General features: G+C 52.0%; 12 protein-coding genes. 7 read left to right on the top strand and 5 right to left on the bottom strand.

Annotation, left to right across the window (positions count from 1 at the left end; translation table 11 throughout):
- The first annotated feature begins 39 nt into the window (after nt 1-39).
- A complete protein-coding gene (locus JUF13_RS14490) occupies nt 40-1,875 on the top strand; it encodes an LPXTG cell wall anchor domain-containing protein (RefSeq protein ID WP_203637889.1) in 1,836 nt (611 codons plus the stop codon).
- Nucleotides 1,876-2,444: 569 nt separating this feature from the next.
- On the opposite strand, the gene JUF13_RS04205 is transcribed toward JUF13_RS14490, so the two are convergent.
- The gene (locus JUF13_RS04205) at nt 2,445-3,194 is read right to left on the bottom strand and encodes a DUF4811 domain-containing protein (RefSeq protein ID WP_203637888.1); all 750 of its coding nucleotides are present in this window, start codon (nt 3,192-3,194) and stop codon (nt 2,445-2,447) included.
- Nucleotides 3,191-4,645 carry an MDR family MFS transporter gene (locus JUF13_RS04200; protein WP_203637886.1) on the bottom strand — a complete coding sequence of 485 codons (1,455 nt, stop codon included), beginning with the start codon at nt 4,643-4,645 and terminating at the stop codon, nt 3,191-3,193. The genes JUF13_RS04205 and JUF13_RS04200 overlap by 4 nt, the downstream gene beginning before the upstream one ends.
- A gap of 270 nt (nt 4,646-4,915) precedes the next feature.
- On the opposite strand from JUF13_RS04200, the gene JUF13_RS04195 reads away from it, so the two are divergent.
- The 5 genes from JUF13_RS04195 (at nt 4,916) to JUF13_RS04175 (ending at nt 8,361) form a co-directional block, all read left to right on the top strand.
- Nucleotides 4,916-5,485, top strand: coding sequence for a TetR/AcrR family transcriptional regulator (locus JUF13_RS04195; protein WP_203637884.1), 570 nt, complete (start codon nt 4,916-4,918; stop codon nt 5,483-5,485).
- A gap of 162 nt (nt 5,486-5,647) precedes the next feature.
- The gene (locus tag JUF13_RS04190) at nt 5,648-6,067 is read left to right on the top strand and encodes a MerR family transcriptional regulator (protein ID WP_203637882.1); all 420 of its coding nucleotides are present in this window, start codon (nt 5,648-5,650) and stop codon (nt 6,065-6,067) included.
- A 15-nt stretch (nt 6,068-6,082) separates the two neighbouring features.
- Nucleotides 6,083-6,493: a cupin domain-containing protein gene (locus JUF13_RS04185; protein ID WP_203637880.1), complete on the top strand. Its 411-nt coding sequence runs from the start codon at nt 6,083-6,085 to the stop codon at nt 6,491-6,493.
- 12 nt (nt 6,494-6,505) lie between these two features.
- Nucleotides 6,506-6,826, top strand: a complete 321-nt coding sequence (locus JUF13_RS04180; protein ID WP_203637879.1) for a carboxymuconolactone decarboxylase family protein — start codon at nt 6,506-6,508, stop codon at nt 6,824-6,826.
- Between the two features lie 404 nt (nt 6,827-7,230).
- Entirely contained in the window at nt 7,231-8,361 is a 1,131-nt protein-coding gene (locus JUF13_RS04175; RefSeq protein WP_203637877.1) for a glycosyl hydrolase family 8, read from the top strand.
- A 132-nt stretch (nt 8,362-8,493) separates the two neighbouring features.
- On the opposite strand, the gene JUF13_RS04170 is transcribed toward JUF13_RS04175, so the two are convergent.
- The 3 genes from JUF13_RS04170 to JUF13_RS04160 all read right to left on the bottom strand — a co-directional run bounded on the left by JUF13_RS04170 (nt 8,494) and on the right by JUF13_RS04160 (nt 12,322).
- Nucleotides 8,494-9,438 (bottom strand): GH25 family lysozyme, encoded by a 945-nt coding sequence (locus JUF13_RS04170; protein ID WP_203637875.1) that lies wholly within the window; start codon nt 9,436-9,438, stop codon nt 8,494-8,496.
- Nucleotides 9,439-9,710: 272 nt separating this feature from the next.
- Nucleotides 9,711-11,258 carry an MFS transporter gene (locus tag JUF13_RS04165; protein WP_203637873.1) on the bottom strand — a complete coding sequence of 516 codons (1,548 nt, stop codon included), beginning with the start codon at nt 11,256-11,258 and terminating at the stop codon, nt 9,711-9,713.
- A gap of 134 nt (nt 11,259-11,392) precedes the next feature.
- Nucleotides 11,393-12,322 (bottom strand): matrixin family metalloprotease, encoded by a 930-nt coding sequence (locus JUF13_RS04160; protein WP_203637871.1) that lies wholly within the window; start codon nt 12,320-12,322, stop codon nt 11,393-11,395.
- A gap of 223 nt (nt 12,323-12,545) precedes the next feature.
- Between JUF13_RS04160 and JUF13_RS04155 the strand changes: the two genes are divergently transcribed.
- Complete coding sequence (locus JUF13_RS04155) at nt 12,546-13,106, top strand: DNA-3-methyladenine glycosylase I (protein WP_203637870.1); 561 nt, start codon at nt 12,546-12,548, stop codon at nt 13,104-13,106.
- Nucleotides 13,107-13,119 lie beyond the last annotated feature (13 nt).

Below are 13,119 nucleotides of genomic sequence, written 5' to 3'. Positions count from 1 at the left end.
AAGTTAGGAAAGCATGTGTTAGATTGGAGGAGGATTGCAATGCGCAGGAAGATCTATCAGGTCGTGCTGGGCTTCGTTATAGCTCTGGCCGTCTTCCTTGGCGGGGGAGCAGTCTTTAATAGCGTTGTCGCCCATGGCATGCCCGTCGCCACGGGCGGGTTAAATGGGAGTGACGCCACGATTACCGATGTTCACGGAAACCCTATTCAAAATGGGAGTACCCTGGACAAATGGACAACTTATTCCGTCGAGTACGAGTGGGGCATCAAGGATGGCGCACCGATTGCCGCGGGCGATACCGCGATTGTTGAATTGCCAGCCGGGTCCGTTGCCGAACACGATACCACGATTCCACTGTTAGACTCAGCGGGTTATAAAGTGGGGACATTTGTCATTAAGGCTGGCGAGACCAGCGGGACCATCACGTTTAATGATGCCCTGGCTGGCGTTGGGACCAACCGAGGTGGCAAACTTCAATTCTTTGTGAAGGGGACCACGAATAATAATGGCTCTGGCCTTGATTGGGGCATCAACAAAATTGGTTGGGTCGCCGAGAAGGACGAGAACGGGGTACCTACTAAATTGACCTGGAACATCGCGTTTAACCCTGGTGGTCAAAACGTGGGTACAACCGTGGTGACCGACACCTTGGGGGGCGACCAGGATTATATCCCGGGGTCAGTCCACGCCGAAACCGGGAACTATAGCGCCGATGGGAGCTTTACGTCGACCGGGACGATTACCCCTGAAGTCACGAATAACGACAGAGAGATGACGTTTAAATTTGATAACGTGACCTCTGCTGTGAACATGACCTACCAGACCAAGCCCATCTTAAATACCGGTGGGAGCTGGTTCAACCAGGCCACTTGGGACGGTAAAACCGTTGGGTCACAGATTGCTTGGGGCGGCAACGGTAGTGGTAATGGGCAGAACGCCACGGGTGAAGTTGTCCTGACGAAACGGGATAATAAAACCAGAGAGGAATTGCCCGGAGCTATTTACCGGTTACAAAAGGCTGATGGCACGGTCATTGCGGATCATTTAGCTACCGATGCGCAAGGCCAAATTGCGTACCCAGACTTGCCTGCTGGCAATTACGAATTCGTTGAAATCACACCACCAGCTGGATTTGCGTTAGATCCAACACCCATCCCATTTACTATTGTGGCGGGGCAAACGACGCCAGTTGAGGTTTTCGCAGTCGATGAACGGGAAGACAGTGGTGGCGAACCAGAGAATCCTGAAGGGCCTGATAATCCAGGAACACCAGAACATCCTGGGGAACCAGAAAATCCAGAGGAGCCTACGCCGGGAGAACCAGGTGGCGGAGGTGGCAGTACGACAGGGCCTGAAAATCCAGGAACAGAAAGCCCTAACCCAGGTCCTGGTACGACAACACCAGGGAAGCCTGGAACTGGTGGCAGCGGTAATGTGATTGTGCCACCAAAGCCAACGGAACCGCAGAAACCTGAGAAACCAACTAATCCACAGAAGCCACAGAAACCGCAGAAGCCTCAGAAACCAACCAGTCCACAAAAACCACAAAAGCCACAGAAACCGGGAAGCAGCACACACAAGCCGGGAACTTCAGCGACAACGCAGCATCCTGTAACTGGTGGTAGTGGGGCAAATGCCACTGGCACAACAACGGGAACGACGACGTCACCAGCCGGAACCACGACCGGAACTGGCTCTGCGTCAGTAACAGGTAGCGCGACTAGTTTGCACCACGCTGGCAGCACACCGCAGTATGCTGGCCACACGTTACCACAGACTGGTGAACGGCCGATCAATCAGGCTTTGACCTTAGCAGGTATTGCTTTATTGGTTGTTACGTTGCTAGGATTCTATGATCGGCAGCGGCGGCATTAATTAGTGACAAGTGACTGTAGCACAAAACGACCAGGACGCCATTGTCCTGGTCGTTTTGTTATGTCTTTGTTTTCGCCTCCGGGACAGTGAAAATGGGCCGGGACGCGGTGGGCGCGCACTCGGAGCCAAAAGGCGGTCTCCGAGCTTACTTTGAGCCTCAGAGGAACGAGTCTCAAAGATAGCAGTTGTCTAAGCGGGAAACCCGCTAAGACAACTCCCACGGCTGAACTCATTTTCACCGTCCCTGCGGCTAAAATTGGTTTAGACCCGAGGTTCTGGGCAACAGCGTAGTTACCCAGCCTCAGGTAGAGTGACTTGGCTATAACTAGTAGGTGATACTGTCAGTTAAATGGCAACGATCCGTGTGCGCGACCAGAGGCGGGTCAAGATGACCAGCTGTGTCGGTGGTCTTGGTTGAGTGGGTTACTCAGCCTAGAGCACGGGCCGACCTTGGAGACTGGTGATTTTCCAGGCTTCAAGGCGAGGCGGAAGACCGTTTCTCAGGCTGGAGCCGGGCCCCACAGCAGGGCGTCTTGAACCCGCCGCCGGGAGCAGATGGTGAATCTCTTCTATTTTGCTGGTTGTTGCTGGGCTTGTTTTAACAGGCGGGATAAGCCGTTGGCAGCTTGTTGCGTCGCCTGTTGTTGGGCAGTGCGCGTGGCTTTCTGTTGAATCTGTTTGAGCTGTTGTTGCGTCAAGTTAGGTTGGGCCTCTTTGGCCGCGGTCACAGCGGCAGTGACGGTCTTAGTAGTCTTAGCCTTGACCGTTGCTTCCTGCTCGGCAACCGTTTGTGACAGCCATTTGGCTTGCCGCACACTGAGCGTCGTCCAGCTATGTGGCAGAATGAAGGTGTTCTGGCGCTTGACCAGCGTTTGATGTTGGCCGGTCCAGGAGAACAACCAGCGCCATAACGTGTTGTTGTAGTGCCAGCGCGTGGTCTTGGTCTGCAACGTGGCCTGAGACACGTCGCGATAATGAATTTGATTATGCGTCTTCACGTTGGCCGTGGTGTGCCGCCGTTTTTGTTGATTCGACAGCCGGTAAACGTAGACCCGCTCCTTTTTAGCCTGTCGTATTGGCTGATAAATTAAGAGGTTAACCTGCTTAGAGGGTGAAATGGACGCAATGTTGGCTGTTCGCGTCGTGGTTTCTTGGTGCATCCCCCAGTGCCAGTTGTCGTTGCCAATCATTAAGGTCGCAGCGCCAACCAGCACGATGAACCCCAGGCCACCACCAACGAACCGTTGGCGTTTCGTGGGTAGCAGCAGGAACCCCCCGATGAACAGCAGGATCCCGAGTAAAAGTAAAATTAAAATCATGCGGCGACCTCCTGTTCTTGATCCTGGACCTGCCGTTTAACGAAGCAGGCAAAGATGAAATCGATGATGCCAAAGGCCGTGGCCACCAGGAAGGCGGCGTGGAAACCGGTCATGGCCGCGTTGTAGGCCTGGTTCTGGTAGGCGAGCGGCGCACTGGTCAGTAAGGCGTGGGCCGGCGTGTGTTGGGTCGTGACATTGGTGAGAACGCTGCCGAGAATGGCGGTTCCCATCGAGGTCATGACCTGCCGCATGGTACTGTTGACGGCGGTCCCATGGCTCAGTTGCAGGCCGCGCAAGTCAATCGAACTGGCAGCGGTCAGGGGCATCGTGACAATCGCGACCCCAATCATCAGAATCGTGTATTCACAGATGATGTAGCTGTACGGTGTCGAACGGGTGAGAAAGGCGAAGGGCAGGGTTCCCAGCGTTAACAGGAAGGTCCCGACCAAGGCCAGTCGCCGGCCACCCATTTGGTCGTAAAGGTGACCGCTTAACAGGCTGACTAGGCCATAGACCAAGGCACCGGGCAGAATCATTAGCCCGGAATGGAAGGGCGTCAGACCGCGCACCTGTTGCAGGTACATGGGTAAGACCACTTGAATCCCAATCATGGCGGTGTTGGAAAGCGCGGTGATGAAGGAAGCAACAGTAAACGACGGAATCTTTAGCAGGCGGACATTGAGAAAGGGGTGGGCTTGCGGCCACTCGTGACGGGCGAAGAGCCCGATGAAGAAGAGGCCAATCAGGATGCCAGCAATCACGCTGGTCGAGCCCCAGCCATTTTCACCCACTTCGGAAAAGCCGTAGAGCAGGCTCCCAAAGCCGACCGTTGACAATAAAATGGCCAGCAGGTCGATGGGTGATTTCTTCACGGGGATGACGGGGCGCACGAAGATCAACGACAGAATCAAGACCAGGATGACCGGTGGAATCATGACGCCGAATAGGTCGCGCCAACTGGCATTGTCGAGAATCCAGCCGGAGACGGTCGGCCCTAAGGCTGGTGCGAGACCAATCACGACACCGCCCAGGCCCATCATCGTTCCCCGTTTATCGGCGGGAAAGGTGACGAGCAGAACGGTTTGAATGGTCGGGAAGGTAATCCCCACGCCGATAGCTTGAATCAGCCGCCCCAGGAAAATTAGGTTAAAGCTGTTAGCGGTATAGCTGATGACCAACCCAACTAGGAAAAAGCTCAGGGCGGTCAGGTAAATGATGCGTAAACTAAAGTTGTTGATCAGCCAGGCGCTGATGGGAATCATGATCCCCATGACCAGCAAGAAACCGGTCGTCAGCCATTGAACGGTCGCACTAGAAATATCGAAGCGGGTCATTAAGGTGGGATACGCGGTGACCAGCATGTTGGTGGTCAGGGCCGTACAAAATGTCCCGAACATTAGCGTCACCATTAGCCACACGCGGCTAAAAGGTTTGCCATTGGTATCTGTCATGATAAAAGCCTCTTTTGGTGGGAATCATCCGGTTCCCGTAAATTTTAAAACCATTATAACCTGTTACGAGAAAATAATAAACTACTTAGAACAGTTTATTAAAAATTCTTTTCAAGGTATAATAGGAGTACGTGGTGCCATGGGCGCCAAAGAGCCTTTAGCTAAACAACAAAACCAATAAAAACGAATTCGTTTGTAAATCAAGCGCTGGATTTTCAACACGCAATCATAGTTGGCTTGAGGAACAGACAGGAGAAGAGGGGTAACAATATGGTAAAAAAACGGACATTAACCAGGGAAAAGGTCTTAGACCAGGCCAGCGACATCATTGCCGTGGATGGGTTAGACCATTTAACGATTCGGGAGTTGGCCAGCCGATTAGAGGTACGGCCACAATCCATTTATAATTATGTTGATAGTTTGAACGACCTGTTGGATCAAGTGGGGGTCGCCTTTGTGCAGGAGATTGCGGATCGCTTGATGCGGCGCCTGGTTGGGGTAGCGGGCAAGGAGGCCTTGTGGGTCTTCGCCCAGGAATTTCGGGCAGGTTGCTTACAACAGCGGCATTTAGCGCCCATCCTGTTAAATCCCAACGACCTGCAACATTTGACGGCGACCCATCAAGCCTTGGTCGACCTGTACAAGCAAATGTTTGCTAGCCTACATTTAGATGAGGTCGACAACACGGCGTTGGTCGAATCCACGCTGTACCGGTCCGCCTTATTTGGCTTTATTTTGCAGGAGATTGGCGGCTTCTTGCGGTTGCCGGCGCGCAAGGTTGACGACCGGTTTGACCAAACCATGCAACTCGCCATTGACCAGTTCACAACGATTCAGTAGGGGATGTGAACGGTCGCCCATAATTTTGACGCTAAGACGCCATCACGCTGTTTCGGCGGGGATGGCGCTTTTATTTTAAATTTTTTTCAAATACCTCTTGCCTTCGAGTGCACTCAAAGGTGTTTACTAGGGTCTGTAAGCAAGAGAGGGAGGCGTTAGCTGTTGGGCGAAAAGCAGTATCGGATTGGCGAATTTTCTAAGCTCGTGGGGCTGTCGGCCTACACGTTGCGGTATTACGAGGACCAGGGCCTGATTTTGTCCCAGCGAGATGAGAATGGCGTTCGGTACTATACGGCGGAAGACATTCGTTGGATTGGGTTCATTCTGCATCTCAAGGGAACAGGCATGCGGCTGAACGAGCTGAAACGTTACGTCCAGCTTCGCGCTCAGGGTGACGACACAATTGCTGAACGCCGGGCGATGCTGCAGAAGGTCAAGGACGATGCCGAAGCGGATATCGCTGAACTTCAAATGCATTTGAAAGTTTTGGGTCGCAAGATTGACTGGTATGACGGCAAGACCAATCACACCATTCCGGACACCGAAAGCTTTCACGATTATCTACAAAAATTTAATAAATAAAAGGAGTAAGCAATAATGGCAAAAAACGAAGATGTAAAAAACGGGGTTATTTTTCCAGTCGGCGACAAGAACGAGGCGTACCAACAATTTTTCACCGGTCAAAGTTACTTACAAGGATTAGTCAGTGATCCCGACGTCAGTGTAGGCGTGGGCAATGTCACCTTTGAACCCGGCTGCCGGAACAACTGGCACATTCACCATGATGGCTTCCAAATTCTGTTGGTAACCGGTGGCGAAGGCTGGTACCAAGAAGCGGGTAAGCCGGCTCGGCGGTTACACGCGGGCGACGTGGTCGTGACCAAGGATGGCGTCAAGCACTGGCACGGCGCAACCAAGGACAGTTGGTTCAGCCACGTGGCCATTACTGCGGGCACCCCAGAATGGTTGGAACCCGTTGATGACGCGCATTACGATGCATTGGACTAGGAGGTCAGAATAATGGCAAAGAAACAAACAGCTGGTCGGGATAACTTAGGTGAATTTGCGCCCAAGTTTGCCGAACTGAATGATGACGTTTTATTTGGACAAGTCTGGTCACGTGAGGATAAATTATCCGCTCACCAACGCAGTCTGATCACGATTTCCGCCCTGATTTCTGCCGGGAACTTTGAACAATTACCCGCTCACCTGAAAATTGGGAAGGGCAACGGCATCACCAAGGACGAAATCGCAGAAGTCATTACGCACCTGTCGTTCTATGTTGGCTGGCCAAAAGCCTGGTCTGCCTTCAATATTGCTAAGGAAATTTTCAAGGATTAAAAACTATTTTTAGACGGACTAACAATCTATAGTGAAACATTGCTGACCGAAAAAGTGATGGACGAATATGGATTGACGGTGTCAGTATTTGATCTATGGGTTGAACGAATGTCAGCCGCAGGGATGGTGAAAATGAGCTCAGCCGTGGGAGTTGCCTTAGCGGTTTACCGCTTAGACAACTGCTATCTTTGAGACGCGTTTCTTAGCGGCTCAAAGTAAGGCTGGAGACCGTTCTTTGGCTCCAGCCGGCGCCCACCGCGTTCCAGCTCAGTTTTCACCATCCCGGAGGCGCCAGAATTAAACACAAGTCAAAAACTTTAGCCATCGAATCCATTTTGGGTCCGGTGGCTTTTTGAATTTAGCTTATAATGGAGGTAAGCAATTTTGAAAGGGGTTTCGCACACATGAAATTACATAAATTATGGGCCAGCCTGGCGGGAATCGTCGCCGTCAGTGGGTTGGCCTTGACCGCGACCACGATCGCGACGCCAACCACCACGGCTCATGCAGCTTCGGCCACGACGTTGTATAAGCAGTGGCAAAAGGTTTACGTGGGTGGCAAGACGCAGAAGTACGTGAAGACCAACAGTGGTTCTGGGACCACGACCGCGTTGTCTGAAGGACAAGGTTACGGGATGCTGGCCGCAGTTTTGGCCGCTAAGAAGGGGGTCAATACCCGGACTACGTTTAATCAGATGTACAAGTATTACCGGGCTCACCGGGTCTCCAGCAAGGTGCCGTTGATGCAATGGCAGCAAACCAAGCGTAACGGCAAGATGACCAGTGTGGGGCAACAGAAGAATTCCGCGACCGACGGGGATTTGGACATCGCCTACGCGTTGATTTTGGCTGATAAGAAGTGGGGCAGCAAGAAGGTCAACTACAAGGCCGCTGCCAAGAAGCTGATTAAAGCCATCAAGCAAAAGGAAATCAACCAGACGACCTACCTGCCCAAGATGGGGAACTGGGCGACTAATTCCTACGACGTCAGCAAGCTGCGGACGGCCGATCTGATGACCGGGTACTTCAAGACGTTTGCCAAGTACACCAAGGATAGCACCTGGACCAAGGTAGCGACTCGCAGTCAAACGGCCGTTAAGAAGTTAAGTGCGCGGCACAAGACCGGGCTGTTCCCCGACTTTATCTTTGCGACCGGGAAGAGCATTAAGCTAAAGGCCGTGAAGCCATACACGATTGAGTCGGGAACCGACAACCAAGTTGGTTACAACGCTTGCCGGGTGCCTTGGCGGTTAGCCCAAACTTACAAACTGAAGAAAGATAGCATCACCAAGAAAGCCCTGAACAAGCAACTCAAATTCTATAACCAGAAAAAGAAAATCTTAGCGGGCTACACGCTGGGCGGCAAGGCGGTCAACAATTACGCCAACACGGCCTTCACGGCACCCGTTAATTTTGGCGCCAAGGTCATGAAGAAGACCAGCTTGAAGAACAAGTCGGCCAAGCAATTACCCAAGTCGATTGAAAAGAAGAATTACTTCTCCGCCACGTTGCAGGTCGTCATTGCCTTAAGCTAAACGGATAAGTGAAAAAAGGTGTGTCAGCGGCAAATCAACTTGTCGTCGACACACCTTTTGTGATTGTAGCGCAAGTGAATTTTGGCCGCAAAAAAAGCGCATCCCGCAGGACCCGCTTTTAGAAAAATCAGTTTAGTAGGTTGAAACGTAAGCCTTGTTGGCCGTGACGTACTTGCCGTTGGTTAATTGGAACCGGTAAGCGTCCTTGCTGTTCTTGGTGATGCCCTTAACAGCTAACGTCTTGCCAGCAGCTAACTTGGTGCTCCGTTGGCCGTTGGTAAAGAGAATGTTGTTGTATTCGTAAACGGCCTTCTTGATCTTGATACCCTTCACACCGCTGATGCTGCTGTAGTAGCTAGCGGTTGAATGGGAAGAGGTGTCGGCAAACCAGCTCTTGACGACGGAACTGTTTTGAATCTTGTTCAAGTCAACGTTGCCGCTGATACCGGAAACGCGACCAGAACTGGTGTATTGCCAGAGGTCGATGGACGTGCCAGAAACCTTAGGCTTAGTGGAGCTGTACTTGGCGATCCAAGACCCATCGAACTTGGAGAAGTTCAGGTTGTGGGAGTTGGCGTAGTATTCACCGGCGTACATGATCAGGGGCTTGTCGGTCAAGCTCCGCATCGTCTTCAACCAAGCGTTCACGTAGGTTTGTTCGGAACTCTTAGCAGATGGCATCCGCTTTTCTTCGTCCAGGACAAAGAACTTCGTGTGGGCATTGCTACGCTTGTAGAAGTCCTTGGCTTCCTGTTGGGCGTCCTTAACGCTGGTAAATTCGGCAAACATGTATTGACCGAATGGCACACCAGCCTTGTAAGCACCGTTAGCGTTGACGTTGCGCTTGCTATCTACCATGTAGCCAGCGTCGCCCTTGCTACCATGTTGCACCCGAATGATGGCGTACTTTAAGTCCTTTGACGCCTTCGTCCAGTTGATGTTCCCTTGGTATTGCGAAACATCGGCAACTTTATTGCCGGCTGCGTTGGCAGTCGTGGTGTTCAAACTAACACCCACAGCCAAGACGGCGGCAAAAGCAGCAACCCCAGCGGCAAATTTATGTAACGTGATCTTCATGAATGATGTCCTCCTCAAGTCTTTGGGTTCATTGTACACGGTATGGGTTGCCCGGAGGTTACGCGCAATTTACATTTGATTACAGTTCCGTTGCAAATCGAGAGTGGGACCAAAGGCGGTTAGCCGGCGAGCATTAAGGCTGCTAACCGAATAATCCTGGTCTTGGATTGTTTGGTTAGCCCTTTTAAGCGGAACCGGGTGCCTTTGGTCGCACGTTTCGACTCTGTAAATGGCAAATGAAAAAAAACTGGGATGGCCCCCAGGCTTCTTGTTTAATCGTGATTCGTTTGGCGGTTGCGCATCAAGATTGCGGCACAGAGCGCGCCGACGATGGCAATGCCGGCCGAAGTCAATGTGACCGCGCGCGTGCCGTTAGCGTAGGCTTGCCACACGGTCTGTTGAATCGCATGGGCGAACGGCATTTTTGCTAAACGGGCGCTGAAGGCAATGCCGTGACCAGAGAAGGGCCCGGCGCTGACCAAGGCCTGGTGAATTGCAGTGGCGGCCTTGTGGGGCATGTTGATCTGGCCGAAGTGGGCGGTCAAATAAGTTTGGTAAACGTTATTTTGAACGAGCCCGAGGCTGACGATTCCTAAGGTCACCCCAATTTGACGGAACACATTGATCAAACCGGAGGCCATCCCCATTTCCCGAACGGGGACGCCTTCCATCCCCGTGCTATTCAGGAGGGGGTTGACCATCCCGTTGGTGATTCCCATGAGGACCATACCCGGCCATAACTCGGCGAAGGAGACGTGAATGGTCATGGCGTTGGCTAGCATTAGGAAGCCGATGCCACCCAGGAAGAGGCTGCCACTGATCATCCATTTCTTGGAGTAGCGGTTACCCAGGTACCCGGTCAGTGGCCCGAGAATCAGGGACCAGATGCTAATCGTTAATTGTCGAACCCCGGCTTGTAACGCCGAGTAGCCCATGTAGTTTTGCATCAGGGCGGTCAGGTAGGTGTTGTAGGAGTAGATTCCGACGCCCAGTGCCAAGGCAACCATGACCGTTCCCACAAAATGGGGGTTCTTGAACATGGCCAGGTTGACCATCGGCTGTTTCAACCGAGCCTCAACCAGGATGAAGACGACAAAGAACAGAATGGCCGCGCCAAACCAGCCCAACATTTGGGGACTCGTCCAGTGCCAGTCTTGATGGTTTTCTTTTAGAATCAAGCCGTAAATTAAAGCGAATAAACTCGCGGCGGATAAGGCCATGCCGGCAAAATCAATCTGATGATTTTGGCTCAAGTCAGGGACCTCATCCACGTAAATCAAGGTTAAAATAATGGCAATAATTCCAATGGGGATGTTCACGTAGAAGATTGAGCGCCACCCGAACTGGGCGACCAGGTAACCGCCGACTAGGGGACCGGACGCCGAAGATAAGCCGATGATGGAACCCAAGATACCGAGCGCCACGCCTCGTTTGCTTCCCTTGAAGCTGACGGCGACCAGGGCCATGGCGAGGGCGTTCATCCCGGCGCCACCGAGGGCCTGAACGCCACGCCCGATGTCTAAGACCAGCAGGTTAGGCGCCATGCCGTTAACGGCGGAGGCCAGGACAAAGATGGCCAGGGAAATGACAAAGATGCGTTTCAGCCCGTACATGTCCCCAATCTTAGAAACAATCAGGAGGGTGACCCCCAGAACCAGGGAGTAGGCGTTTAGGACCCATTGCACGTTGTTAAAGGATTCATTGAAATCCCGAACCATGGTGGGTAAGGCCACGTTGACGATGGTGACATCTAGCAGGGCCATGAAGACCCCGAGGGAAAGGGCGGTTAGTCCAATCCAGCTACGCGTTGATTTAGTCAATTTACTAAGTTCCTCCGTTTAGGTCAGTCGACGTCGGATATGCCAACTGCTGAGCTATTTATTTTTAGGCGAGACAATTTTCGGAAAAAAAGTTGCCGATTAAAAAAATAATCAGCAACTTTTGACGCAGTTAATTAGTGTACGGCCGTGTAAATCTTGATGGCTAACTTGGCTCGGTTCTTATCCGTTTTGGTAATTGGATTGTACTTGGACAGGCCGGCCTTGACCTTTTTGTAGCTGTAAACGTTGGAACTGCCACTCTCGAAGTACATCAGATCAGCTTTCTTCGGTGAGTGGTTCAGGCCCAGCACGTGGCCCAATTCATGGGCAATCGTGCTGGCGTACTGGTACTTCCGACCTTCATTAGCTAACGTCGAACGGACCAGAGCCACATCTTTTTTCAAGACGGCGTAGGACGGCAGAGCCTCTTCCACGCGGGCAGCCTCTTCGTTAAACAGTTGGTCGTAATTTTCATCTGTAGCGGCAATGCCCTCAGCCTCTAAATTCGCTTTAGCTTTGCTCTTAACGGTATTAGAATATTGGTTGTAGAAGGCGTCGTTCAACTGGTTGGTCATCGCGGTACCAATGTCTTGCTTGGCCGCCGTGTAGAAGGACGAACGAATCTGTAGTTGCTTCTTCGCTGGCGTCCACCAGGCATCACTCTGATCGCTCTTGGTGGCTGCGGACTTCGACACGGAGAAGGTCAGCGTGTGGTTCTTCTTGGAACCCTGCGTGAATTCCTTCTTGCCTAACTTGTTGTTCCAGTAAGCCATGGCAATGGTGACACTCTTCTTTAAGGTTTTATCCTTGGTATTTACGTAGACCACAGCTTTACCATTTTTCTTGAGGGCCGTTTGGGCGTCGTAGGCGAGCTTGTATCGCTTTCCCAGGGCCTTGGCGTGTTTCTGGTAATAGCTCTTGGACTTCTTTAGCGTGGCAGCCGATGGGTTGACGCTGGCGGCCTGAGCGGTGACGGTACTAGTGGTAATGGCGGGCGCCACGATGAGGGCTGCCGCAACAGCCACTGTCAGTGAACGCGCGCGAATGTGGTGAAATCTGCGCATGATGTTAACCTCCCTTAAAAATCCCCAAAACAATTCGTATTTACAATAGCATAGGCCAAACGTCGCGTGGGGTCAAGAATTAACGGTTCAGTAAATATTGATAGTGGAACTCATTAATACCGGGGTTGGACCCGGTTTCAAAAAACGGCTAGTAGAACATTTGTTTGGCCTTAAATCAGGAATCTGGTATAGTAGTTTCAGAAGCAAAATTGGAGGGAAAGCAATGGTTAAACGATGTGATTGGGCAACGTCTTCACCCGAGATGGCACGGTATCACGACGAGGAGTGGTGTCGGCCGGAACACGATGAGCAGCGGCTCTTTGAACTGCTTTGTTTGGAGACCTATCAAGCGGGTCTCAGTTGGCAAACGGTCTTAAATAAGCGTGCCGCTTTTCAGCGGGATTTCTATAATTATGACCTAAAGCGGGTCGCCGCCATGACCGATGCTGATATCGAACGGCTATTACAAGACGCCGGGATCATTCGGAATCGTCAGAAATTAATGGCAACCGTGAACAATGCGCAAGTCATTTTAAATTGGCCGGCTGAAAGTTCGTTTAGTGCGTGGTTGTGGGCCTTTGTCGATGGCAAACCGATTCGGCATGCCATTGCGCGTGATGCCCAGCTACCGGCAACCACGGACCTGGCACAACACATTTCCCGTGAGATGAAGAAACGGGGCTTTAAGTTTGTGGGACCGACCACGACGTATTCATTTTTACAGGCAGCGGGCTTGGTGAACGACCACCTGTTGAGCTGTGACTGGGCGCCAGAGAACCAATAGAAAGAGGGCAGAA

It is taken from the genome of Levilactobacillus wangkuiensis (genome assembly GCF_016861605.1).
GTDB classification, from domain to species: Bacteria; Bacillota; Bacilli; order Lactobacillales; family Lactobacillaceae; genus Levilactobacillus; species Levilactobacillus wangkuiensis.
The sequence above is the reverse complement of the archived record's forward strand: the minus strand, read 5'-3'. Positions and strand labels throughout refer to the sequence as shown.